Annotated in this window: 22 protein-coding genes and 2 tRNA genes; 14 read left to right on the forward strand and 10 right to left on the reverse strand. The window is 64.2% G+C overall.

Annotated features, from left to right (window positions below; translation table 11 throughout):
- Positions 1-5 precede the first annotated feature (5 nt).
- From bamA to lpxB, 6 genes are all read left to right on the forward strand, one after another.
- On the forward strand, positions 6-2,432 hold the full coding sequence (bamA, locus tag MWN34_RS01870) for an outer membrane protein assembly factor BamA (RefSeq protein ID WP_247025986.1): 2,427 nt from the start codon (positions 6-8) through the stop codon (positions 2,430-2,432).
- 84 nt (positions 2,433-2,516) lie between these two features.
- Complete coding sequence (gene lpxD / locus MWN34_RS01875) at positions 2,517-3,587, forward strand: UDP-3-O-(3-hydroxymyristoyl)glucosamine N-acyltransferase (RefSeq protein WP_247025988.1); 1,071 nt, start codon at positions 2,517-2,519, stop codon at positions 3,585-3,587.
- The gene (gene fabZ, locus MWN34_RS01880) at positions 3,584-4,066 is read left to right on the forward strand and encodes a 3-hydroxyacyl-ACP dehydratase FabZ (protein ID WP_247025990.1); all 483 of its coding nucleotides are present in this window, start codon (positions 3,584-3,586) and stop codon (positions 4,064-4,066) included. Before lpxD ends, fabZ begins: the two co-directional genes overlap by 4 nt.
- A 4-nt stretch (positions 4,067-4,070) precedes the next feature.
- A complete protein-coding gene (gene lpxA, locus MWN34_RS01885; RefSeq protein ID WP_425532038.1) occupies positions 4,071-4,901 on the forward strand; it encodes an acyl-ACP--UDP-N-acetylglucosamine O-acyltransferase in 831 nt (276 codons plus the stop codon).
- Complete coding sequence (locus tag MWN34_RS01890) at positions 4,876-5,799, forward strand: LpxI family protein (RefSeq protein ID WP_247025992.1); 924 nt, start codon at positions 4,876-4,878, stop codon at positions 5,797-5,799. The genes lpxA and MWN34_RS01890 overlap by 26 nt, the downstream gene beginning before the upstream one ends.
- Entirely contained in the window at positions 5,799-6,974 is a 1,176-nt protein-coding gene (gene lpxB / locus MWN34_RS01895) for a lipid-A-disaccharide synthase (RefSeq protein WP_247025994.1), read from the forward strand. The genes MWN34_RS01890 and lpxB overlap by 1 nt, the downstream gene beginning before the upstream one ends.
- A 2-nt stretch (positions 6,975-6,976) precedes the next feature.
- On the opposite strand, the gene MWN34_RS01900 is transcribed toward lpxB, so the two are convergent.
- The 5 genes from MWN34_RS01900 to MWN34_RS01920 form a co-directional block, all read right to left on the reverse strand.
- Positions 6,977-7,474: a hypothetical protein gene (locus MWN34_RS01900; protein ID WP_247025996.1), complete on the reverse strand. Its 498-nt coding sequence runs from the start codon at positions 7,472-7,474 to the stop codon at positions 6,977-6,979.
- A 151-nt stretch (positions 7,475-7,625) separates the two neighbouring features.
- Positions 7,626-10,004 (reverse strand): putative bifunctional diguanylate cyclase/phosphodiesterase, encoded by a 2,379-nt coding sequence (locus MWN34_RS01905; protein ID WP_247025998.1) that lies wholly within the window; start codon positions 10,002-10,004, stop codon positions 7,626-7,628.
- Between the two features lie 864 nt (positions 10,005-10,868).
- Positions 10,869-10,945 (reverse strand) — tRNA-Arg (locus MWN34_RS01910).
- 70 nt (positions 10,946-11,015) lie between these two features.
- A complete protein-coding gene (locus MWN34_RS01915; RefSeq protein WP_247026000.1) occupies positions 11,016-11,321 on the reverse strand; it encodes an ETC complex I subunit in 306 nt (101 codons plus the stop codon).
- A gap of 52 nt (positions 11,322-11,373) precedes the next feature.
- Positions 11,374-11,450, reverse strand: a tRNA-Pro gene (locus MWN34_RS01920).
- A gap of 307 nt (positions 11,451-11,757) precedes the next feature.
- Between MWN34_RS01920 and MWN34_RS01925 the strand changes: the two genes are divergently transcribed.
- From MWN34_RS01925 to MWN34_RS19550, 4 genes are all read left to right on the forward strand, one after another.
- Positions 11,758-12,039, forward strand: coding sequence for a hypothetical protein (locus MWN34_RS01925; protein ID WP_247026002.1), 282 nt, complete (start codon positions 11,758-11,760; stop codon positions 12,037-12,039).
- A gap of 208 nt (positions 12,040-12,247) precedes the next feature.
- Complete coding sequence (locus MWN34_RS01930) at positions 12,248-13,507, forward strand: aminopeptidase (RefSeq protein WP_247026004.1); 1,260 nt, start codon at positions 12,248-12,250, stop codon at positions 13,505-13,507.
- Positions 13,508-13,587: 80 nt separating this feature from the next.
- Complete coding sequence (locus tag MWN34_RS01935; RefSeq protein ID WP_247026150.1) at positions 13,588-15,693, forward strand: OmpA family protein; 2,106 nt, start codon at positions 13,588-13,590, stop codon at positions 15,691-15,693.
- Positions 15,694-15,697: 4 nt separating this feature from the next.
- Positions 15,698-15,826 carry a hypothetical protein gene (locus tag MWN34_RS19550; RefSeq protein WP_281502808.1) on the forward strand — a complete coding sequence of 43 codons (129 nt, stop codon included), beginning with the start codon at positions 15,698-15,700 and terminating at the stop codon, positions 15,824-15,826.
- A gap of 137 nt (positions 15,827-15,963) precedes the next feature.
- Here MWN34_RS19550 and MWN34_RS01940 read toward each other — a convergent pair whose 3' ends face one another.
- Positions 15,964-18,192: a lytic transglycosylase domain-containing protein gene (locus MWN34_RS01940; RefSeq protein WP_247026006.1), complete on the reverse strand. Its 2,229-nt coding sequence runs from the start codon at positions 18,190-18,192 to the stop codon at positions 15,964-15,966.
- Positions 18,193-18,629: 437 nt separating this feature from the next.
- On the opposite strand from MWN34_RS01940, the gene dapA reads away from it, so the two are divergent.
- Both dapA and smpB read left to right on the forward strand, forming a co-directional pair.
- Positions 18,630-19,520 (forward strand): 4-hydroxy-tetrahydrodipicolinate synthase, encoded by an 891-nt coding sequence (gene dapA, locus MWN34_RS01945; RefSeq protein ID WP_247026008.1) that lies wholly within the window; start codon positions 18,630-18,632, stop codon positions 19,518-19,520.
- 87 nt (positions 19,521-19,607) lie between these two features.
- A complete protein-coding gene (smpB, locus tag MWN34_RS01950; RefSeq protein ID WP_247026015.1) occupies positions 19,608-20,084 on the forward strand; it encodes an SsrA-binding protein SmpB in 477 nt (158 codons plus the stop codon).
- Positions 20,085-20,104: 20 nt separating this feature from the next.
- Here smpB and MWN34_RS01955 read toward each other — a convergent pair whose 3' ends face one another.
- Both MWN34_RS01955 and efp read right to left on the reverse strand, forming a co-directional pair.
- A complete protein-coding gene (locus MWN34_RS01955; RefSeq protein ID WP_247026017.1) occupies positions 20,105-20,578 on the reverse strand; it encodes a GNAT family N-acetyltransferase in 474 nt (157 codons plus the stop codon).
- A 33-nt stretch (positions 20,579-20,611) separates the two neighbouring features.
- Entirely contained in the window at positions 20,612-21,181 is a 570-nt protein-coding gene (gene efp, locus MWN34_RS01960; RefSeq protein ID WP_247026018.1) for an elongation factor P, read from the reverse strand.
- A gap of 109 nt (positions 21,182-21,290) precedes the next feature.
- On the opposite strand from efp, the gene epmA reads away from it, so the two are divergent.
- Positions 21,291-22,364 carry an EF-P lysine aminoacylase EpmA gene (gene epmA / locus MWN34_RS01965; RefSeq protein ID WP_247026020.1) on the forward strand — a complete coding sequence of 358 codons (1,074 nt, stop codon included), beginning with the start codon at positions 21,291-21,293 and terminating at the stop codon, positions 22,362-22,364.
- An 86-nt stretch (positions 22,365-22,450) separates the two neighbouring features.
- Here epmA and MWN34_RS01970 read toward each other — a convergent pair whose 3' ends face one another.
- Positions 22,451-23,152 (reverse strand): uracil-DNA glycosylase, encoded by a 702-nt coding sequence (locus tag MWN34_RS01970; protein ID WP_281502809.1) that lies wholly within the window; start codon positions 23,150-23,152, stop codon positions 22,451-22,453.
- A gap of 42 nt (positions 23,153-23,194) precedes the next feature.
- Positions 23,195-23,815 (reverse strand): LabA-like NYN domain-containing protein, encoded by a 621-nt coding sequence (locus tag MWN34_RS01975; RefSeq protein ID WP_425532039.1) that lies wholly within the window; start codon positions 23,813-23,815, stop codon positions 23,195-23,197.
- Positions 23,816-24,050: 235 nt separating this feature from the next.
- Between MWN34_RS01975 and rpoZ the strand changes: the two genes are divergently transcribed.
- On the forward strand, positions 24,051-24,440 hold the full coding sequence (rpoZ, locus tag MWN34_RS01980) for a DNA-directed RNA polymerase subunit omega (protein ID WP_247026023.1): 390 nt from the start codon (positions 24,051-24,053) through the stop codon (positions 24,438-24,440).
- Positions 24,441-24,589: the final 149 nt, after the last annotated feature.

Consider the following 24,589-nt stretch of genomic DNA (forward strand, 5'->3'; position numbering starts at 1 on the left):
ACCACATGGCTGCTCGTGTCCGGTTTGTGAGTAAGATGGCGTCCGTTGCAGGGGTCTGCCTCCTGTCGACGACCGCAATGGTCACCGGCTCCATTGTTCTTTCGCCTGTCGCCGCACTGGCCCAGACGGCCGGTTCGATCATCGTCGAGGGCAACAAGCGCGTCGATGCGGAGACGATCCGCTCGTATTTCTCCACGTCTCCCGGACAGAAGCTTGATGCCGCCCGGATCGACGAGGCTCTGAAGAATCTTTATGCCACCGGCCTGTTCTCGGATGTGCATGTCAGCAATCGCGGCGGCCGCATGGTCGTGTCCGTGACCGAGAACGAGGTGATCAACCGCGTTGCCTTCGAGGGCAACAAGAAGATCAAGACCGAGCAGCTCGAGGCCGAGACGCAGTCCAAAGCTCGCAGCCCGCTGAACAAGGCGACCGTTCAGGCCGACACGCAACGCATCATCGACGTTTATCGTCGTGCCGGCCGTTACGACGTTCGTGTGGAGCCGAAGACGATCGATCGCGGCGAGGGCCGCGTCGATCTCGTATTCGAGATCAAGGAAGGCGAGAAGCTCGGCATTTCCAAGATCGTCTTCGTCGGCAACAAGGCGTTTTCGGATTACAAGCTGAAGGACGAGCTGACCACGACGGAGAGCAACTGGCTCTCCTGGCTGAAGAATTCCGATGTCTACGACGTCGATCGCATCAATGCCGACCAAGAACTGCTGCGGCGCTTCTACCTCAAGAACGGCTACGCCGATTTCCGCATCGTGTCGGTTTCGGCTGATCTGGATCGCAAGGATGGCGGGTTCGTCCTGACCTACGTTCTGGATGAGGGGCAGCAGTACAAGTTTGGCAGCGTCGACGTCGTCTCGAACATTCGCGATGTCAATGTGAACACGATCAAGGCTGCCCTCCGGGTTCAGCCGGGTCAGGTCTACAACGCCGAACTCGTTGAGAAGTCAGTCGAGAACGCCACTATTGAGGTGTCGAAGTCCGGCTACGCCTTCGCTCAGGTGCGTCCGCGCGGCGATCGGAATTTCGAAACGCGTACCATTTCTCTGGTCTTCACCGTGGAGGAAGGTCCGCGGGTCTACATCGAGCGCATCGAGGTGCGCGGCAATACCCGCACGCGCGACTGGGTCATCCGTCGTGAATTCGATCTCGGCGAAGGCGATGCTTATAATCGCGTCCTGGTGGATCGTGCCGAGCGCCGCTTGCGCAATCTCGGTTTCTTCAAGACGGTCAAGATCAGCAACGAGCCCGGCTCGGCGCCGGATCGCGTCATTCTCGTGGTGGATGTCGAGGATCAGCCCACCGGCGAATTCTCGGTTTCGGGCGGTTACTCCACGACCGACGGCTTCATTGGCGAAGTTGCCGTGTCGGAGAAGAACTTCCTCGGTCGCGGTCAGTTTGTCCGTGTAAGCGGCCAGATCGGCCAGTATGTCGAGGGCGTCGAACTCAACTTTACTGAACCTTACTTCCTCGACTACCGTGTCGCGGCCGGTTTTGACCTGTTCTACAAGAGTACGTCCACGACCGAGTACAGCCCTTATGAGTCGACCACAGGTGGCGGTACGCTGCGCCTCGGTCTGCCGCTGACCGACGAACTGACTCTCGGTCTGCGCTACACGCTGTCGACCAAGGAGATCCGGGTTTCCGACGAGTACTACGACGATGTGTCGTGGGCGATTAAGGAAATTGATGGCGAGCAGGCCATCACCTCGGCGCTGGGCTACACCCTCAGCTACAATATGCTCGACAATAACATCGACCCCACAGCGGGTTATCTCGTCGAGTTGAAGCAGGACTTCGCCGGCCTCGGAGGTGACGTCAACTACATCCGCTCGACCATCGACGCCCGGTGGTACTATCCGCTCTTCGGCGATTTCGTGCTGATGTTGCGCGGCCAGGCTGGTAACGTTGCGTCGTGGGGCGGCGAGGATCTGCGTATCGTCGATAATTTCTTCAAGGGGCCTGATCTGGTCCGCGGCTTTGCGTCGAACGGTATTGGTCCGCGCGACTTGGCGTCGGGCGGTAATGGCCTCGATCCGACCGCGCTTGGTGGTACGCTCTACTGGGGCACGACCGCGGAGCTGCAGTTCCCGCTGTCGTTCCTGCCGAAAGATGCAGGCCTGAAGTTCGCTGTTTTCGCGGATGCTGGCTCGGTATGGGATTACCAGGGCAGTACAACGTTCGAGAATGTCTCGGGCTGGCAGGACCACCTCGTGAACTGCGACACGATCGCGGGTTCCACCACCAAGGGGTGGAACAATGTCTGCGTCGCCGACAGCGATTCGGTCCGCTCCTCGGTCGGTGTGAGTCTTATCTGGAAGTCGCCCTTCGGCCCGCTGCGCTTCGACTATGCATGGGTTCTCTCGAAGGAGAGCTACGACGAGGAGCAGGCGTTCCGCTTCTCGGGCGGCACGAAGTTCTGATCGCACGAAAATCGGTATAAGGTCATGGCGGCCCGGGTGTTCCGGGCCGCTTGTTCGTTTGAGAGCATGCCCGGCGCTGTAGCAATGAGTGAACCCGTATTCGTCACGGCGCGAACGCCGCTGCTCCTCGATGATGTGCGGGTGCTCACCGGGGCGCGCTTCGTCGTCGAGCCGGATCCGGGTGTCATGATACGGGCGCTTGCGCCGTTGGATCATGCCGGCCCGGGCGATGTATCCTTCATCGAAGCGACGCGCTATGTGGGCCAGCTGCGGGCGACACGGGCGACGGCCTGCTTCGTGCCAGAGCGCCTGGCGGCGCAGGTTCCGCCACAGACCGTCGCGCTTGTCGTCGCAAAGCCTCACCAGTCCTTTGTCGCTGTCGCGCGTCACATCTATGCCGATCTGCTGCGACCACCGCCGGTCTTCGGCCATCACGGTATTGCCGCCGGTGCCTTTGTGCATCCGCAGTCACGCATAGAGACGGACGTCACGGTGGATCCGGGGGCCGTGGTCGGGCCGGGTGCAGAGGTCGGTGCGGGAAGCATCATTGCCGCCAACGCGGTTGTCGGACCCGGCGTGCGGATCGGGCGAAACTGCCATATCGGGATCGGCGCCACCCTGACGCATGCCCTGCTGGGTGATCGCGTCATCATCCATCCCGGCGCGCGCATCGGACAGGATGGCTTCGGCTATGTCGGTGCCAGCGCCGGTCACGTGAAGATTCCCCAGATCGGCCGGGTAGTCATTCAGGACGACGTTGAGATCGGTGCCAACACCGCCATTGATCGCGGCGGCTTGCGCGACACGGTGATCGGGGAAGGCACCAAGATCGATAATCTCGTACAGATCGCGCATAACGTGGTGATTGGTCGGCACTGCATCATTGTCTCGCAAAGCGGTATTGCCGGCAGTGCGACGCTGGGAGATTTCGTGATGCTGGGAGGCCAGGTCGGGGTGATCGGTCATGTGCACATCGGCGATGGTGCGCAGATCGCTGCTACCAGCAATGTGAAGGATGACGTGCCGCCGGGCGTCCAATGGGGTGGATCGCCCGCCAAGCCGATGCGGGAGTGGTTCCGCGAGGTTATGGCGGTACAGCGCCTCGCTCGTGGTGAGACAACGATTGCGCGCAAGACGGAGAATGGGGCGTCATGACGAGTAGCGAGGAAGTCGTGAACGAGGAGAAGAAGGTTCTTCGCTCGGTCGACATTCAGGAGATCCTTGCGGCGTTGCCGCACCGCTACCCATTTCTGATGGTCGACCGCATCGTTGATATCGACGGTGACGTGAGCGCCGTGGGCATCAAGAACGTCTCGGCGAACGAGCCGCATTTCCAGGGGCATTTCCCGGGCCGGCCAGTGATGCCCGGTGTCCTCATCCTCGAAGGCATGGCGCAGACGGCGGGCACGATCTGCCTGCTTGCGCGGCCGGACGACGGACCGCCCAAGCTGGTTTATTTCATGACGATCGACAAGGCGAAGTTCCGCCGACCTGTCGTTCCTGGGGACGTTCTGGAATACCACATGACCCGCATGGTCAAGCGCCGCAACATGTGGTGGTTCCGCGGGGAGGCAAAGGTCGATGGTCAGATCGTCGCCGAGGCGGAAGTCGGCGCGATGATCGCACAGGAGTGAATGAATGAGCTTGGCTGCGAGCCGCATCGACCCCACTGCGCAGGTGGCCTCCGGCGCCCGGCTTGGAACCGGCGTAGAGATCGGCCCGTTCTGCACGGTGGGCCCGGACGTCACGCTCGGCGATGATGTGCGTCTGCATTCGCATGTGGTTGTTGCGGGCCACACGACCCTCGGCGCGGGCACGGCGGTGTTCCCCTTCGCGGTCCTCGGCATGCCGCCGCAGTCCGTGCACTACAAGGGAGAGCCGAGCCGCCTCATCCTCGGTGCGAACTGCGTTGTGCGCGAGCATGTCACCATGAACATCGGCACCGCCGGCGGACATATGGAGACGCGGGTCGGCGACAACGGCTTCTTCATGGCTGCCAGCCATGTCGCGCATGATTGCGTGGTGGGCAACAATGTGGTGTTCGCCAACAATGCAACGCTCGCTGGTCACGTCGCCATCGGCGACAATGTGTTCCTCGGCGGCCTGAGCGCCGTGCATCAGTTTGCGCGGGTGGGCGAGGGGGCCATTGTCGGTGGCATGTGTGGCGTGAGGCACGACCTCATTCCATATGGCGCGATGGTGGAAGGGCGCCCCGGCATTGGCGGCCTCAACATCATCGGCCTCAAGCGCCGCGGCGTGCCGCGCCCGTCGATCCATGCGCTGCGCGCTGCCTATCGCGAACTGTTCTATGGGGGGGGCACCCTCGCCGACCGGACCGAACGCGTCGCCACCGATTTTGCTGATGACTCCCACGTCATGAGGCTCATCGACTTCGTGCGCAGCGCGGGCAAGCGTCGTCTCATGGTGCCGCATGATGTCGATAATGGCGGCGAAGCCGACGCAGGTTGAGCCCGTGAGCAGGTCGGAGGCTGCGCCGGCAATCGGCGAAAGCGCCAATCCCGGCCCGCTGGGCATCATTTGCGGCGGGGGGGCTTTTCCGATTGCCGTAGCGCGCGCAGCGCAAGCCGCGGGTCGGCCCGTGGTGTTGTTCGCCTTGAGGGGTTCGGCCGGGCAAGAGGTAGAGGCCTTTCCCCATGTCTGGATCCCGATGGGGCGTTTCGGCTTCCTTCAGGCCGAACTGAAGCGCCACGGCTGCCGTGAGGTGGTCATGATCGGCAACGTCATGCGCCCGCGCATTCGCGATATCCGTCTTGATTGGGCGACGCTCAAGCGCATGCCGCGGGTGCTCCGCATGTTTCGGGGCGGCGATGATCATCTGCTGACGGGTGTTGCGCGTCTCTTCGAGGAGGCTGGTTTTCGTCTGCTCGGCGCCCATGAGGTTGCGCCGTCCATTCTGGCGCCGGAGGGCGTGCTGGGCCGGGTGCAGCCGCGGCACGAGGAACGGGACGATGCCCGCATCGGCATGCGAGCCCTTCACGTTCTTGGGCCGTTGGATATCGGGCAGGGGCTCGTCGTCATGAGCGGCCACGTCGTGGCTGTGGAAGCCGCGGAAGGCACGGATCTGATGCTGGAGCGGTGTGCAGACCTGCGCCAGCGTGGCCGCATCAAGGCGCCGAATCCGTGTGGCGTCCTTGTTAAACGGCCGAAGGAAGGACAGGATCGTCGGCTCGACTTGCCGTCCCTCGGGCCGCAGACGGTTCAGGGTGTTGCGAAGGCCGGCATCGCCGGCATCGCGATCGAAGCCGGCGGTGTGATCGTCAGTGAGTTTGAGGAACTTGTGCGCCAGGCGGACGAGGCCGGGATTTTCCTGCTTGGCGTCCCAGCCGACGTAGACGAGACCGCGTGATGGCGTCGCCGCCGCGGGACGTATTCCTCGTCGCGGGCGAGGAATCTGGCGATGTGCTGGGTGCCGGCCTCATGCGGGCGCTGGCTGAGCTCCAGCCCGGCATCGCTTTCCGCGGTGTCGGCGGGGCACACATGCAGGCGGAGGGGCTGGCAAGCCTCTTCCCCATGGATGACTTGACCGCAATGGGTTTCGCCCAGGTCGTTGCCGGCCTGCCGCGCATCCTGAAGCGGATGGCCGAGGTGGTGAGGGCGATCTGCGCCGACCCGCCCGACGTGCTGGTCCTGGTTGATCTGCCGGACTTCAACCACCACGTCGCAGCCCGCGTGCGCCGGCGCCTGCCGCATCTGCCTATCGTGAAATATGTCGCGCCGACGGTCTGGGTCTGGCGAGAGGGTAGGGCGCGGGCGATGCGTCCTCACGTGGACCATGTGCTCGCCGTTCTGCCATTCGAGCCGGAGGTGATGGCGCGGCTGGGCGGCCCTCCAACCAGCTATGTCGGCCATCCCTTGCTCGCCGAGCTTGATAGCCTGCGCCCGGCGGTTGAAGAAGTCCGCCGACGCGAGGCACAGCCGCCTGTTCTGCTGGTCCTGCCGGGCAGCCGGCGCTCCGAACTGAGTCGCCTAGGCGATACATTCGGTGAGGTACTGGGTCTGCTGAGTCAGGATGTGCCTGCTTTCGAGCTGGTCGTTCCCACTTTACCCCGCCGCCGCGCACAGGTGGAGGAGATAACCAAACGCTGGCCGGTCAAGCCCCGGATTGTGGTCGATCCCAAGGAGAAGCGCGCGGCCTTCCGCGTGGCACGGGCGGCGCTCGCCGCATCCGGTACGGTGACGCTGGAGCTGGCACTGGCGGGCGTACCAACCGTGGCCGCCTATCGTGTGCCGCGGATCGAAGGGTGGATCGCGCCCTACATCCTCAAGATCACGACGGCGATCCTGCCCAATCTCATTCTCAATGAGAATGTGGTGCCCGAATATCTGCAATGGCACATCGATCCCCCGGCGATGGCCAGGCAACTCGCGCGTTTGCTGGAGGGCGGGCCTGAGCGAGATATGCAACTTGCCGGCTTCCGGCGCCTTGTGGAGGTGATGGGACTTTCAGGTGAAACGCCCAGCCGCCGGGCCGCACGCATTGTGCTCGATGTTGCCGCAGCCGAAAGGACGGGCACTCGCTGACGTCAGGCGTCGGGGGCGAGAAGAGAGCCGGCGGCAACCGCGCGGGGGTTGCCATATCCGACCGAGCGCATATGAACCCTTACGACAAGTTGCCGGGATTGCCGGGACGGCGGAGCATAAAGCAGGAACGTCGCGCTTGCCGGTGGGCGACGGATATCGGCATTGTCATCTGCCACGGACCATGCAGAACGATTGGAAATCCGATCCGGGTCGATTTCGTCGAATACGGTGGTACCGCCGCCATGGCCGGTGCCAAGAGCCTCGTTCACCCCGATGATCTTGGCTTCATCCGGCTTGGTCACATGAATTTCCGTCGCGTCCCATCCCCTGTCGCTGCTGCCATCCATATCAGCGACCAAAGTCCACCATCCCGATACACCGGTCCCACGTACGTCGACTTTCACCACCGGAGCTTCACTGCTGCGGCGTCGCCACCAGACTGCAGCGAACACCAGAAGCAGGCAGCCCACGGCTATCAGCGCGAGGGACATATGGTTCATTGGTGCGCCTCATCGACTATCGGGCGGACGTAACCGGTGGAATGGGAATCCTTTTACCGGCAAGGTTCAATTCCGGGAAACATCCACTGGTTCATTTAGATGGTCAATTTGTGACCGACATCACGAGGTTGTGAAGAATACACCATTGCTGTCAGGTCATCCCCCTGAAATCTCCGGGCGGCGTGATAGCGCGCCCGCAATTCGTCGCTGCGGCAAACCGCTCGGGACGATGCACATTTCCCGCTGCAGCCCAGTCTCTCAGTTCCGCGATCGTCATGGGCGGGCCGATACCGTAGCCTTGGAAGTAATCGCAGCCGGCGGCAATCAGCGTCTGCCATTTTTCGGCGGAATCGATGCCCTCCGCAACAACATGCATGTTCTCAGCATGGCAGAGTGAAATAAGGGCCTGCAAGGTGTCGATTGATTTCCGCTCGATGAGATGATCAAGAAAATAGCGGTCAAGCTTGATCGTATCGATTTCATATTGCAGAAGGTTCAAAACCGACGTGAACCCTGCGCCGAAATCGTCCATCGCAATATGGACACCTTCCCTGCGCAGGGCGACGATTGAATTGAAGACGTTTTCATTCTCGAGGGGCACGGTTTCGGTCAGTTCGATGACGATCCGTGGCGACGGCACGCCATAAGCTTTGATGCGTTCGCGCAGGAACGGGACCAGGGTTGTCTCGGTGAGCTCGGCAGAGGAAACATTTATCGACAGGAACGGATCGGTTCCGAGGGTTTCCGCCAGATGTTCATAATCGGACAAGGCGTGATCCACGACCCAGCGGTCAATTTCCGCAAACATGCCGTTTCGCTCGGCAAGAGGCATGAAATCGGCCGGTGAAATCGGGCCGAAGATCGGCGACGTCCAACGCAACAGCGCCTCGCAGGCTCCGATGGTGCCGTCGCGGTCACTGATAGGCATATAGACGAGATGGAATTCGGCATCAGGGACGATGCGTGTCATTTCGCCCTGTATCAGGCGGGCTCGTCCGCGTTCCGTCTCGATTTCATCGGAAAAATGCACGACGCGATTCCGACCGCGCGCCTTTGCCTCCTGCATCGCGGCGTCGGCATTGGCGACAAGCTCTTGCACGCTCTTTGCGTGGTCGGGATAGCTGGCGATCCCGATGCTGATGCCCACGGGATAAAAGTCGTGGCCGAGGGCAAAACCATCGCTGAACAGGTCAAGAATCGCGTCGGCTATCGGACTTGCATCCCGTTCGACAACCGACAGGAGGACGGCGAATTCGTCACCGGACAGCCGCGCCACCGTTGCAGCGGCGCCATGGGCGTGGTGCAGCACCACACGTTCCACGGATTGCGCCACGTTGGCCAACACCAAATCTCCGACGGCGTGGCCGTAACGGTCATTGATGAGCTTGAAATGATGAATGTCGAGGAAGAGCAGGGTTAGCGGGGCGCCCGTCAACTGGGCTTGCGCGAGCGCTTCTTCCGCCATGATATTGAAATGCGGCCGATTGGGGATCGCGGTCAGCGTGTCGGTGTAAGTGGCGGCGCGGGCACGGGCCAGAGAATCCCGTGTCTTTTGCTGCAATATCTTGAGGTTGTTTCTCAGCCGCCCGACCTCGATGCCGGAGCGGCCCGCTGCATCGAAGTCATTGCGATGGCCATCCACGATTTCCGATGCCTGCCGATCCAGCTCAGCGATCGGGCGCGTCACGAATGTGCGGATGAGGAGGAGCAATACTCCGATAGAGACGAGGCTGATCGCCAACGTCCCGACGACGAGGAAGATCTTCAGTCGGGCAAGCAGTCGGGGCAGGTAGTCGGCATGGGGTGTGATGCGGACATAGGTCGCGCTGCCGATCCGGCCGGCCCCCGAAAGCGTGGCCAAGGCAGGCAGCGGCTGATCACCCATCTCGATCGGGGTCTGATAAGCGGCCTCGATCTTGCTCCAGATGTCGAGCAGCCGCAGCGGGCGGATCGCGACCTGTACGAGCGCCGCGTTGCTGCCGGGCTGGGCGCTTGCCTCGCTCCGCGGCTCGTCTTCGACGATATTTCCAACCACCAAAAGAGATGTGTGGCCGTCGGTGAGGTAGATATCCCGGCTGGGTGAGGTTTCCCCGGTCCACTGTTTGCCAGCAAGGTTTACCTGCTCCTGCGAAATGCCGGCAAACGGGTCTCCGCTATTGTCGTGGTAATAGGTCATGCTCCGGTTGGGCGCGAAGATCGCGAGCGAGGCGAAGGCATCGCGGTCCCCCATCAGCGCAGTGACCGTATCCTCCAGCCGCCTCGCGAGTGCGTCGATGCGCGCGTTCTCCCGATGGTCCCGAAGAAGAGCAGGAAGCTCGGGTGCAGCATCAAGCACCGAAAGAACGCTGCGCGCGACCGTCTCGTCGCTTCGATATGCCATTTCCAGCGCGTCGATCTGGCGTTCGAGGCGCGCTGTCTCCAGCCGGATCAGCGTTTCGCGTTGAGCGAGATACACAAGGCTGGCCGCGAGAGCATAGCCGGCCAGAAGTACCGGAAGAATCAATAACAGGACGCGTCGATCAAGCGTCACGTTCGCGCACCAGCCCGTTCGACATGCAGGCATGCGGAAATGTGATGCCGGCCATCCCGCCCTTTGCCTAACCCATGTAAATCGCGGCGAAACGGAAAACGGCCCGCTGCAGAGCAAGGCAGGTCACGGTGCTGAATGGCGCCGTCCCACGCTTGTCCCTGCTGTTTCCGCGTGGCCGTGGCGTTGTGCCCGCGGCCGACCCCCGATCTCAACATCGCCCCGCCAGCCTGATCGCTGTCCTGCCCGCTTCCCTCACATTGTCATCCCAGCATAATGCAGGCGCATCGGCACGACCATGCAGTATTGGGAGAGGCAAATGGCCTCTTTATAGGGTGGCGATGAGAGATGCAGGAACGGAAAGGCAGGCAACACTGCCCTCAGGGACGAAGCCTGCAAAAACAGGGACTGATGCCCCGTGAGGATTTTTTTCGGGTATCTCGGTAAGGATTGACGTCCGGCGCGGGGTCTCTCGGAGCAGCTCACGCTGCCTTTGCGGCAGATCGTCGCCACGTGCAAAGGTTTGCCGGCCGGATGGCCACGCAAGCTCCGACAAGGTCGGCCTTGCTTGACGACGTCCCCTTTAGCGCTGATGGCGGGCAGTAGGAGCAAATTGCGTCGAGAGTGGAACGGTGGCTGTAGAGATTGCACATGGGCCGCAGGCCCGCATGGGTGCCGCAGCAGGGCACGGCCAGCTATCGCGAAACCAAGGGGGCTGGCCAGGCGAGGGAGGGAAGAAACAAATGCCAAACGCGAGTCGGGACTTTCTGTTACGAAACAGTTTATTCGGGCCTGTTTCGTTCCGTATCCAGACCTCTCGCGGCGCCGCGTCTAGCAGAAAAATAAGTGTTAAATCAAGAACATAGATGGCGACCGCGCCTGGGCTCGAACCAGGGACCTGCCGCTTAGAAGGCGGCTGCTCTATCCAGCTGAGCTACGCGGCCTCGCCTGAAAACGGAAAACCGAGCCCCGGGGAGGGCGCGGCATCCGGGACGGCGTGCAAGGGCATCTGTTTCAGTGCGTCCACTGGCCGACGCGACGGAAACTGAAATTGTCCGAATAGGCGATGCGGCGGCGGGTTGCCTCCTTCGGCTCCTGCACCTGGTAGGCGATGCCGTGCTTCTCGGCATAGGCGATCGCTTCTTCCTTGGTGTCGAAGCGCAGGCGGAGCTGGCTCTTCATGTCGCTGGAGCTGGTGTAACCCATCAGCGGCTCGACCTCGCGGGCGCGCTCGGGCTCGTAATCAAGCACCCAGAGCTTGGTCTTCGCCGTACCGGACTGCATCGCGTTGCGTGCCGGCTTGTAGATGCGGGCCACCATCTTCCCTCGCTCCCTTTTTCGCGGCGTCCTGCCGGATCGGCGGCCTGTCGGCTGGTCGGGGCAGCAGGATTCGAACCTGCGACCTGAAGTACCCAAAACTTCCGCGCTACCGGGCTGCGCTATGCCCCGTCCGGCAGGCCGGCCCGGCAGGGCCAGTACACGTCGCGCCGGCTGGCGCCAGCGTTTCCATGCCACTGTCGGATCGCACGAAGGGTAGGGGACCGTCAAGGTATTCCAGGCAATGCCGCAAGCCTCCCAGATCTGCCCAGCAGCAGTCCTTTTCATTTGATCTGCCGGACCGGCACCAAATTACCGGAGCAAATACACGGCGGCGTGAAGGAACCTGTCGACGTGCTAACGGTTATCGCTGCGAATGTGCTGATGATGAAGCATCCCTGCACATTAAGATAAACTTGATCCGAGACGGAGATTTGTTATGCGGAAGATCATTCTTGCTGCGTCCACCCTCGGTGTTCTGGCCATGGGCGGCGTAGTGAACGCCAATGCACAGACTTACATGGAGACCGCCCAGCCCTATGGCTATCAGTCCGGCCCCGTCGTCTACGAAGGTCGCAATACCTATGTCGGCCCGGAGCGTCCCACTTATTACTATGACGGCATCACCAACAGGGATCAGGCCTACAATACCCAGTGGACCCAGCCGGGCGATGCGGCCATCCTGAATCAGGAACGTGCCAACGAGCGTTCGCGTCGCTAACGCGAAGCATCCAGAGCCGATCACGATCGATGGAGTGAAAGGCGGGCGCAAGCCCGCCTTTTTTCGGTTTCGACGTCTCTGGGCCAATGGTGCAAGATCGGCTGCAGCAGCTTCCTGAGCGGCTCGACTTGACGTGCGCACGCCAACGCCGCTTGATCGCCGCTTCCGCATTCGGTGCGATCGTCTGCCCCCGGTCCTGGAGCATTCCATGAACACGCATTCCGGCCTTCACGTCGACACGCTGTCCCACGATGTGCGGCTCGACCGTCTCGCCGAAGTGGCCGTGCATGTCGGCCTTGGGCTTGCGGAAGGGCAGGAACTGGTGATGACGGCGTCGCTCGATGCACTGCCGTTGGCGCGACGCATCACCCGCCACGCCTATGCCGCCGGCGCGTGTCTCGTCACCACACTCTTCACCGACGAGGAAGCGAGCCTGATGCGCTTTCGCGAGGGATCCGATTCCAGCTTCGACCACGCGGCGGGCTGGCTCTATGAGGGGATGGCGGGGGCCTTCCGGTCCGGCGCGGCCCGTCTCGCCATCTCCGGCGAAAACCCGACCTTGCTTGCCGGAGAGGATCCTGAAAAAGTTTCGCGTGCAAACCGCGCCCGTTCCAAGGCTTACATGCCGGCCCTGTCGCTGATCGCGGGTTTCGACATCAACTGGACCATCGTATCCGCCGCTTCGCCGGCCTGGGCAAAGGCGGTCTTCCCAGAAGATCCGGAAGAGATCGCGATGGCGAAGCTTTGGCACGCCATCTTCGCGGCGTCGCGCGTGGATACGCCCGACCCGGTCGCGGCCTGGCGCGAGCACAATGACGAGTTGTCACGCCGTACCCGGATGCTGAACGGGAATCGCTTCCATTCCCTGCGATTCCACGGGCCGGGTACAGACCTCGTCATCGGGCTTGCCGATGATCACGAATGGGCGGGCGGGGCCTCGACCGCGAAGAACGGCATTGTCTGCAACGCCAACATCCCGACGGAAGAGGTGTTCACCACGCCGCACCGCATGCGGGTGGATGGCGTCGTCCGCAGCACCAAGCCGCTCTCCTACCAGGGCACGCTGATCCAGGACATCGCCGTGCGCTTCGAGGCTGGCCGCATCGTCGAGGCGCAGGCCCGCACCGGGCTCGACGTGCTGAGCAAGGTGCTCGATACCGACGAGGGATCCCGCCGGCTCGGCGAGGTCGCCCTCGTGCCGCATTCCTCCCCGATATCCAAGAGTGGCTTGCTGTTCTTCAACACGCTCTATGACGAAAATGCCGCGAGCCATATCGCTCTTGGCCAGTCCTACAGCAAATGCTTCGTGAACGGCGGCAGCCTGAGCGCTGACGAGCTGGCCGCCCGCGGCGCCAATGCGAGCCTCATCCACATCGACTGGATGATAGGCTCGGGCGAGATCGATGTAGACGGGCTCGACGCCGCCGGAGAGGCTCGGCCTGTGATGCGTGGTGGCGAGTGGGTCTGAAGCTGTCGGCCATGTAGAGTGTGAGGCGTTGCGGCCCGGCGGGGATGATCCGTGCCGCGACGAGGGGAGAAGTGGACGTGATGTGTCGCTGGCAGGCTTGGTGGAAGGGCCTGGTGCCATTGGCGTTGCTCGCGCTGGTGGCGGTGTTCTTTGCCCGCGCGCCTCTGGAGGGCGCGCTGGCCGATCGTGCCGACGATCTGCTGAACGAGATCGGGGAATCCTGGGCGCGGGCGAGCTTTGATGGCCGCGATGCGCAGCTTGTCGGAGAGGCCCTGTCGGAAGAAGCGCGGGTAAAGGTACGCAGCGAGCTCTCCCGCATGTCGGGCGTGCGCATAGTGGACGATCGTACCACGCTGCTGCCCGAGCGCCGGCCCTTTACCTTCTCGGTCATTCGCGACGGGTTGAATGTGCGGCTGGAAGGCTATGTGCCGTCTCGCTACGCACGCACCCGCATCGTGGAGGCTGCCCGCAACATGGCGCCGGACGTGAAGGTTTCGGGCGATGACGGCCTCGTCCGCGCTCGCGGCGTGCCGGCCGGCGACTTCGCCGGCGTGGTGGCGTTCGGCATCGACCAGCTCGCCAGGATGCCGGCGGGTCGGGTGACGATCTCGGACGATTCGTTCTCGATCGAAGGTCGCGCCCCCGACTTCACCACCTATGACGCGTTGGAGGTCACGGTCCGGACCGACCTGCCGGTCGACTTCAAACTTGCGCGTTTCGCCGTGCTGCCACCGACCGTGTCGCCTTTCATCTGGTCTGCCGAGCGCGAGGACGACGGCGTTCTGCTCGCCGGCTACATTCCGCTCGGCGACGCGAGGCGGGCGCTGCTCGATGCCGTGCGCGGAGCGGTGCCCGGTGCGGCGATCTCGGATCAGCTTCGCCTTGCGGACGGAGCGCCGAATGCCGATGGCTGGCTGAAGGCGGCGGCCTATGCGCTGCAACAGCTTGGCCGCCTGCCGGGGGGCAAGGTCGGGCTCTCGGACACCTCGATTAGCATCGAGGGGCGGGCACCCGATTTCGCAGCCTATGACGCGCTTGCCGCGGCCCGTCGCGCTGTGCCGGAGGGTTATACACTGGCGCGTTTCGCGGTTGAACCGCCGACCGTTGCGCCCTTTACCTTCGGTGTCCTGAAGGGGATGAACCGCATCCGCCTTGTCGGTTATGCGCCGTCCGAGGATGCCAAGCGGCTGCTTCAGGATGCGGTACGTGCCGCATTTCCCGGTACTGCCGTCTCCGACGAGATGCGCATCGCCTCAGGAGGCCCACCGGCGGAGGCCTTCGTTGCAGCGGTGTCTTTCGGCGTCAGTCAGCTCGGAAAACTGCGGACAGGCGAATTCAGGGGCTACGGGACCGCTTTCAGCCTGACCGGCGAGGCGCTCGATTCCGTCGCCTTCGGCGCCGTCAGCGCCGCACTCAAGGGCGAGATACCGGGCGGCTTCAAGGTGTCGTCGTCCGATGTGCGACCGCCTCTGGTGTCACCTTACGTGTTCGGCCTCAGGCGCGATGCGGATGGGCTTACCGTGTCGGGCTTCTATCCCGACGCCGCCGTCCACGATCATCTGCTGCAGGAAGCGCGTAGCCAGTTCCTCGGCACACCCGTAAACGATGTCTCCTCCATCGCTTTCGGCGCGCCGGAAGGTTTCGGCCGTGCCGCCGAGGTCGCACTGCGCGAACTGGCGCGGCTGGACAATGGCGAGGTGCGTTTCGACGATCTCAAGCTGCACATGACCGGAACCGCGCTCTTTCCCTCCGCGGTCGATTCGATCCGCACCGTGCTGGCGGCGAACCTGCCGAAGGGATTCAGCGTCGAGCTGGCGCTCGATGTCGCCCCGCCCCCGGCGCCCATGGACGGACGCAGCTGCCAGAAGGCGCTGGCGGATACGCTGGCCAAGGCAGGCCCGCTGTTCGCGCCGGCCAGCGCTGCGCTTGCTCCGGGCAGCCACGGCGTGCTGGATCACCTCGCGGCCATCGTGACCGGCTGCCCTGAGGCGACCATCGAGATCGCAGCTCACGCCGACGCCCAGGAGAGTGGAGGGGATACGGACAATGCCCAGTCCGCTGCCCGGGCGCGCGCCGTTGCGGATTATTTCGCGCAGGCCGGCATTTCGGCCCAGCGCCTGCTTGCCGGCGGGAGCGCAGCGGATGCGGCGGCACCCGGCGAGCGCGTGCAGTTCATTGTGAGGTAGGGCGATGTTCTTTCTGGCTTACGAACTCTGGCCCTATCTCCTCGCCGCACTCGCGATCGGCCTGGTCACCGGTTGGCGCAGCGGCTGTTCGCCTGCGCGGCAGGCGGCGATGGGGCAGGAGCAGCGGTCATGATCTGGTTCGCCATCGAGACCTGCGCGCTGCTTCTTGCGGCCTATGTCGTCGGCTGTGTCGGCGGATGCTGGCTGAGGCGTGCCGTGAAGGGCCGCCCGGTCTGATGCCGGGCGGGCTCTGCGGCGCGGCCGAAGGCCTTAGTTGACGCCCCGCGCCCCGCGCAGGTCGGCTTCGATCTGCAACTGCGAATGGCCGCCGAAACGCGCCTTGTAGACCTGCGCATTTTCCATGACCCGCTGCACGTAGTTACGCGTCTCCGAATAGGGGATGCGCTCCACCCAGTCGATCGGATCGACCCGCGGGTCGCGCGGATCGCCATATTGCGCGATCCATTTGGAAACATTGCCGCGGCCGGCATTATAGGCCGCGAAGGTCAGGACATAGTTGTCCTGATAGCCCTCCAGCAGGTCGCGCAGCTCGGCGGCGCCGAAGCGCACATTGGTCGCCGGATCGGTGTGAAGCTTCGAGGGATCGAAGGACACGCCCTCGCGCCGGGCAATAGTGCGTCCCGTCGCCGGCATCACCTGCATCAACCCCGTCGCGCCGGCGCGCGAGACGATCGCAGCGTTGAACATGCTTTCCTGCCGGGCAATGGCGTAGATCAGCGCGCGGTCGATCTCAGGCCCGATCGGCTGGTAGCTCGGGATGCCGATGGTCGGATAGGCCGTCGCTTCAAGTGGAATGCCACGATTGAGCGCATTCTTGCCGATCACCACCATGGCGCGGGCGTCGCGGAAGCTGCCAGCAAGCTCGCCCAGAAGGCCGAGCGTCGCTTCGTCAGGGAGACGCTCGGAAAGGTCGGACGCCAGTGCAATGGCGAGGTCCCGACGGCCGGTCTGCTCCAGCAGCTTGAAGATCTGCACGCCCTCGTCACGCGAGAAGGCGACACGCTGGCTCGGTCCCGCGGCCGGGGCCGCGCGCGCGCCGACCAGCGGCTTACCGATGCGGGCGCGGGCGAGCTGGCCGTAATAGGTGGTGCCATAAGCCGCCGCGACATCATACTGGGCGCGCGCCTGCCCTGTGCTGCCCATCGCCTCCAGTGCGCGGCCCTGCCAATAGAAGCCGCGTGCGATGGTCGCCGGATGGGTCTGTCCCTCCGGTATGCGCGAGAAATGCTGGAGCGCCGTGCGCGGATCATTGAGGAATCGCAAGGCGATCCAGCCGGCGGTGAAGAACGCTTCCGAACGCACGTGCTCGCCCTCCGGCGGCACGGCATCGCGTACGACGGCATAGGCGGTGCGATAGTCGCCCGCATCGAGCAATTCGCGCGAAACGAGCCGTCGCTCGGTCCACCACTCGTCCGGATCGACGAGGGCACCCGCGTCCTTAGGCGCACTGGCGAGTGCGCTCGCCGCGGCGGCATCGTTGCCGGCCCGACGCAGAATCTTGGCGCGGGTGTAGATATAGGCGGGGTCCGAGCGCATCGACATCGGAACCGCGTTCAGCAGCGTGGCGGGATCGCCTCCCTTGGCGAAAAGTGCCACGCGGGCTTTGGCGAGCGCCATGACGTCCGATCCCGCGCGCTCCGCCGCCCTGAGCCCACGCGCGGCATCCTCGGCATAGAGCATCTTGTCGGCGCGGTATTTGTGGTCGGCGCGGGTCAGCAGGCCGCTGAACTCGACCATCACGGTCGATTCGACATCCTCCGAGAGCGGATCCTCGCGCCAGGCATCGCGCAGCCACGCTGTGCCCGCCTGTCTCTCTCCAGTGGCGAAAAGGGCGCGGGCAAAGGCGATCTTGCCTTCGCCGGAGATCGGCGGCCGCTCGGCAAAGAAGGCGCGGATCGTGCCGGGATCGCGATTTTCGGCATAGAGAAGATATTCAAGCCGGCGCCGCAGCACGGTTGGGGTGGGCAATGTCGGATGGGTGCGCAGGATATCCTGTGCGCGGTCGAAGCCGACGCCCCTAGCGGTGACGCGCAGTGCCAGCCAGCGCACGAGTGCCTGCGCACCGGGATCGCGGAGCTGGTCGGCCGCGTCCAGAGCGCCCGACGCGTCGCCCTTCTCGACCAGCGCCATCGCCTGCTGCAGATTGCCGAGCGCACCGCTGAAGGCCGGCATGGCCTGGGCGGCGACGGAGCCGGTCGGGCGCGGATCAGGCGCAAATCCCAGGGGCTTGCTCGGGGGCGCACTGGTCGCCGTCTTGCCAGACGGCTTGCTGCTCGCGGTCTTCGCCGTCCCCTTGGCCGCCTCCTTCCCCTTGCCCTTGGCAGGCGGGGTAACGGCGAGGGTCTTTTGGGCCGGCTTCTTGTGCTTGGGATCCTTGGGCGTTTCGGCGTGGACGGCACTGAGGCCCATGGTGGAAGCGAGCAGCAACGCACCGATCGAGCCAGCGACGCCAAGGCGACGGACGCGGTTCTGGTGCATGCTACGGGCTCCTCTCGATCGTTCGGCTCCGGGTCGCTTCGGCGCGGACCGTAATCCGCCACCAGCGCTGGCAGCATTTGTCGCGCGATCTTATTGACGAAACGCTAACCACGACCGGGAAAACGCCGTTTGTGGGAAAGTGCACGTCATCTCGTCTTGCCAGCCTGCTTTTCATGCAGACACGGCGAAACATGGGCAGCCTGACCTATCACGGGCGATCTGCCAAGGGCGGAGCACCGACCGCCACCCCAATGCCCGCGAATGCCTGCAAGATCGGGCCGGCAGCGACAAGAACGCGCTTCCCCCCGGGCCGTCGACGTATTATCTGATGCCCCCTTGCAACGTGAAGCACCGGATGAGGTCGAACGCGGTCGTTCGGAGGCTTCGCGAAGCGCATCGTGATCCTCATTCGCCGCCCAATTCCTCAGGAGCCCCCCATGTCCCACCAGCCGCCGTTCCGTGGCTCGTACACGGCACTCGTCACGCCGTTTCGCGATGGGGCGCTTGATGAGAAAGCCATCCGCGGGCTGGTCGACTGGCAGATCGAGGAGGGTACCCACGGCCTCGTGCCGGTCGGGACCACCGGCGAGAGCCCGACCGTTTCGCATGAGGAGCACAAGGCCGTCGTCGAGTGGTGCGTCGAGCAGGCGGCCGGCCGTGTGCCGGTGATCGCCGGAGCGGGTTCGAACTCGACCGCCGAAGCCATCGACCTTGCCCGCCATGCCGAGAAGGCGGGAGCGGATGCGGTGCTTGTCGTCTCGCCTTATTACAACAAGCCCGGCCAAGAAGGCCTCTATCAGCATTACAAGGCCGTGAACGATGCGATCGGCATCCCGATCATCATCTACAACATTCCCGGCCGCTCCGTGGTGGATGTGTCGGTCGACACCATGGCGCGGCTTTTCGAACTCAAGAACATCACCGGGGTAAAGGATGCGACCGCGAATCTGGCGCGCGTCTCGCAGCAGCGTCAGGCGATGGGACCGAGCTTCAACCAGCTCTCGGGCGAGGACGCCACCGCGCTTGCCTTCATGGCGCATGGCGGCCATGGCTGCATCTCGGTGGCCTCCAATGTCGCCCCAAAGCTGTGCTCGCAGCTGCAGAACGCCTGCCTCGCCGGTGACTACGCGGCAGCGTTGAGCCTGCAGGACCGGCTGTTCCCGCTGTTCCAGGCCCTGTTCTTCGAGACCAACCCCTCGCCGACCAAATATGCCCTCTCGGTGCTCGGCAAGATGAGCGACGAGGTGCGGTTGCCGATGGTGCCGGTCACCGACACCTGCAAGGAGGTCGTGCGTGCCGCCATGGTGCATGCCGGCCTCATCAACTGACGGGTCTGGAAAAGCCGCCGTCAGCGCCTATTTCTCGTGATTCTGCGGGACGTTATCGCCCGCAGCGCACGAACCGGATGAATGCCGATGGCCGAAAACAAGAAACAATTGCCGCGCAAGGTCGTCGCCGACAACCGCCGCGCGCGCTTCGACTATGAGCTCGGCGAGACGTTCGAGGCGGGTATCGCCCTTCACGGCACCGAGGTGAAGAGCCTTCGCGGGGGCAAGGCGACCGTGGCGGAGAGCTATGTCTCGGCGAAATCGGGCGAGGCGATCCTCTACAACGCCTTCATCCCGGAATATCTCCAGGCCAACCGCTTCAACCATGAGCCGCGCCGTCCGCGCAAGCTGTTGTTGCACAAGCGGGAAATTGCGAAGCTGTGGCAGGCGGTGGAGCGCGAGGGCATGACCGTGGTGCCGCTGCGCATCTATTTCAACGAGCAGGGCCGTGCCAAGGTCGAACTCGCCGTCGCCCGTGGCCGCAAGGCGCATGACAAGCGCGAGGCGGCGAAGGAAAAGGATTGGGCGCGCGACAAGCAGCGGCTGATGCGCGATCGCGGTTGATATTCAGCGATAACAAAAGATTATTGGTCGTTCTTCACATCGAGATTGAGCTGGTAGTGAAGGAAGCCGGACGGCCCGCCGGTCACGCTGTCATAGAGCGTGCGCGCCGTCGCGTTGGTCTGGTGGGTGAGCCAGTAAATCCCCGGCGCTCCGATTTGCCGTGCCTGATCAGCTACATAGCCGATCAGCGCGCGCCCGGTGCCGCGGCCGCGCGCGGCCGGCGCCACATACAGGTCCTCCAGATAGACGGACCGGGTGGCGACCCAGGTGGAGCGGTGCTCGATGAAATGCACCAGCCCCAACGCTTCGCCCGTTGCCGCATCCACCGCGATCGCGCCATGGACGGGTTCGGCAGAGTCCATCAGCCGCTCCCAGGTGAGGGCGCTGGTCGCGGCGGGGATGTCGACCTCATAGAAGCGTTGATAAGCCGCCCAGAGGATAGTCCAGTCAGTGCAGTCAGTTGGATGAAGAGACCGAATGACCGTCTCGGACATCTCGCCCGGCCTCCCTTTCCTTACACCCGTCGATCAGTCCTTGGCGCGCTCGACATAGGAGCCGTCCGCGGTCATCACCACGATACGGGTACCGGTCGAGATGTGCGGGGGGACGGCGGAACGAACGCCGTTCGACAGGACGGCCGGCTTGTAGGAGGAGGAGGCGGTCTGCCCCTTCATCGCCGGCTCGGTCTCGACCACCTCGAGCACCACGCGCTGCGGCAGTTCGATGGCGATGGCGTTGCCCTCGTGAACGGAGAGCATCACCTGCATGCCTTCCTGCAGATAGGCCGACTGGTCGCCGATGTCGTCGGCCTGCATGGCGATCTGGTCGTAGGTCTCGGGGTTCATGAAGTGGAACCCTTCGCCGTCGGAATAGAGGAAGGTGTGCGGCCGGTCCTCGACATGGGCGCGCTCGACCTGCTCGGTGGTGCGGTAGCGCTCCGAGATCTTGGTGCCGTCCGAGATGCGGCGCATGTCGAGCTGGGTGACCGGGGTGCCCTTGCCGGGGTGGATGTTCTCGGCGGTGAGCACGACGTAGAGCCTGCCGTCGATGTCGACCACGTTGCCCTTGCGCAGCGTGCTGGCGATGACCTTGACCATTGCGGTCCTCTGGCTGTTGGGTGGGCGCACTCCATGCGCGCACCGGGATGTCCGTTGGGCGCCTCCTATACAAGCGCGCCCGCCCGCCGCCAACCCCGGAGAGACGGCGATGTCCGCCGCGACGCCCATCATTCCCGTGCCCGCTCCCGCCTCGCCCTGGTGGGCGCGCGATGTCCATGCCGACCGCCGGGCCTTCCTGATGGCGCGCCAGCGAATCACGGCGGGCGTCCGCGGCTTCTTTGCCGCGCGCGATTTCGTGGAGGCGGAGACGCCGATCCTCCAGGTTTCGCCCGGCAACGAGACGCATCTGGCCGCCTTCGCGACCGAACTGGTGCGCCCGGACGGTACGCGCGCGCCGCGCTATCTGCACACCTCACCGGAATTCACCGCCAAGAAGCTGCTGGCGGCGGGGGAGGAGCGGCTGTTCGTTCTGGCGCGGGTGTTCCGCAATGGCGAGCGCACCACGCTTCACCATCCCGAATTCACCATGCTGGAATGGTATCGCGCCGGGGCCGCCTATGACGTGCTGATGGAGGATTGCGCCGGCCTGCTGGCGGCGACGGCGGATGCGGCGGGCACGCGCCGGCTGACCTTCCGCGGCCGGGAGGCCGATCCTTTCGTCGCGCCGGAGCGGCTGACGGTGGCCGATGCGATCCGGCACTTCGCCGGCATCGACCTGTTCGTCAGCATCGCGCCGGATGGCGCGACCGACCGCGACACGCTGTGGCACGCGGCCCGGGAGGCCGGCATCCGGGTTGCGGAGGATGACATCTGGGCGGATGTGTTCACCCGCATATTGGTGGAGAAGGTCGAGCCGCATCTCGGCATGGGGCGGCCGACCGTGCTGTGCGAATACCCCGTCGCCGAAGCGGCGCTCGCTCGCCCCAAGCCGGGCGACCCGCGTGTCGCGGAGCGCTTCGAGCTTTATGCCTGCGGCGTGGAACTCGCCAACGCCTTCGGCGAGCTCACCGATGCCGCCGAGCAGCGTACCCGCTTCAATCGCTGGATGGACGAGAAGGAACGCATCTATGGCGATCGCTACCCGATCGACGAGGATTTCCTCGCCGCGCTGGCGATGATGCCGGAAGCCTCGGGCATCGCACTGGGGCTGGACCGGCTGGTGATGCTGGCCAGCGGGGCGAGCCGCATCGAACAGGTGCTGTGGGCACCGGTTGAAGGGTAGGGCGCGGGTTCGGCCGGACGGGGACGCCGGGAGCGGCGCGCTGTCCGCTCCTTGAGGTCGCGATGACGGCGGAGGGCGCGGGCGCCTCAGCCCTCTGCGTCGAGAAACCCCCGCACCTGTGCGAACACCGCGCGGAACATGTCCGGCGTCAGCACGCCGGTGTTCGTGTTGTAGCGGGAGCAGTGGTAGCTGTCGAAAAGCGCGACCTCGCCGCGCTCGTTCCGCCCGCCGATGCGGTGGCGGGCACCGTGGACGAATTTGAAGTGCGAAAGCCGTTCGCCATGGGCGGCCAGCACCTGGTCATGGGCGATCTTGCCTAGAGCGACGATGGCGGCGACGCCCGGCAGTTCCGCCAGCGTCGCGGACAGGAAGGGGCGGCAGGTACGCATTTCCTGTGTGGTCGGCTTGTTTTCCGGCGGCACGCAGCGCACCGCGTTGGTGATGCGGGCGTCGACGAGGCGCAACGTGTCGTCGGGGCGCGCCTCGAACCGGCCGATCGCGAAGCCGTATTCGATCAGCGTCGCATAGAGAAGTTCGCCGGCATAGTCCCCCGTGAAGGGCCGTCCGGTGCGGTTGGCTCCGCGCAGTCCGGGCGCGAGGCCGACAATGAGCAGGCGTGCCTCGCGCGGCCCGAAGGAGGGCACCGGCGCGTTGCTCCATGCCGGCTCGGCCGCGCGCCATGTCTCGCGAAAGGCGACAAGGCGCGGGCAAAGCGGGCAATCGCGCGAGGGCTCCGACGCGGTCGGCATTGCCGCGGGCAGGCTGTCGGAACGGGGGCGGGCGACCATGGCGGGGCGGTGCTCGGCGGGCAGGGTAAGGCAGGGAACGGCTCAGCCTTCCGGCAGATCGTCCGGCGTTCCGGTGGCGGCCGGGGTGCGCCGTTCAAGGAAGCGCGGCGTCTCCTGCATCCGGCCCGAACGCTCGCCGGGGTCGCGGCCGATGCGGGACTGCAGTTCCACGAGGTCGATGAAGGCATCGGCCTGCCGGCGCAATTCGTCGGAGATCATGGGCGGCTGGGTATTGACGGTGGACACCACGCTCACCCGCACGCCCTTGCGCTGCACCGCCTCGACCAGCGAGCGGAAATCGCCGTCGCCGGAGAAGATCACGATGTGGTCGACATGGGCGGCCAGTTCCATCGCGTTGACCGCGAGCTCGATGTCCATGTTGCCGCGAATCCGGCGGCGGCCCTGACTATCGGTAAATTCTCGTGCCGGCTTCGTAACGACCGAATAGCCGTTGTAATCCAGCCAGTCGAGCAGCGGGCGGATGGACGAGTATTCCGAATCTTCGACCAGGGTCGTGTAGTAGAATGCACGCAAAACATAGCCGCGCCCCTGAAATTCCTTCAGGAGCCGCTTATAATCAATATCAAACCCAAGTGATTTCGTTGCCGAATATAGGTTGGCACCGTCAATAAAAAGGGCAATCTTTTCCATTCCAGGCGTCATGATACGCAATTTCCGAAGGCAAGGTAAAATGATGATGCGCACCGCGTGCGCGATAACGCTGGCGAATGTATCACACCGCCATTGTGGCGCGTAGTGGGCGGAGGTACGTAATTCGTGAGCCGGCCACGGGTGGTCCGGTCGCTTCCGCGTGAAGCGGCTCCGGCTTGCCCTTCCGGCGCTGTTGCGATAAGGGGAGGGTTGATCCCCCTAAATTCCACCTCAGGAGTGCCGAGGCATGGCTCGCGTTACCGTCGAGGATTGCATCGACAAGGTCGACAACCGCTTCGAGCTCGTTCTGCTCGCGGGCCACCGCGCCCGGCAGATCTCCTCCGGTCAGCCGATCACGATCGACCGCGACAACGACAAGAATCCGGTCGTCGCGCTGCGCGAGATCGCCGACGAGACGATCTCGCCGGAAGACCTCAAGGAAGATCTGATCCACTCGCTGCAGAAGTTCACCGAGGTGGACGAGCCCGAGCCCGAGACCGTTCCGCTCATCGCCTCCAGCGTCGAGGGCGGTGCGGACGATTCCGACATCATGCTCGACCGCATGACCGAGGAAGAGCTGCTGGCCGGCCTGCAGGGCCTCGTGCCGCCGGAGCCGAGCGACGACGAAGAGGGCTGACGCCGTCCCGATATCCCGCCGCGCCGGCCATCCGGCGCCGCGGATCGTGCCATTGCCGCCCGGCCTGCCTCCGCTCCGCGGATGGTGCGCCGGGCGGTGCTGTTTACGGGGCAAGGCCGGGGAGGAGAGAGGACGCCGCGGCGCATCGG

The sequence above is a fragment of the Ancylobacter crimeensis genome, from assembly GCF_023016805.1.
GTDB lineage: Bacteria > Pseudomonadota > Alphaproteobacteria > Rhizobiales > Xanthobacteraceae > Ancylobacter > Ancylobacter crimeensis.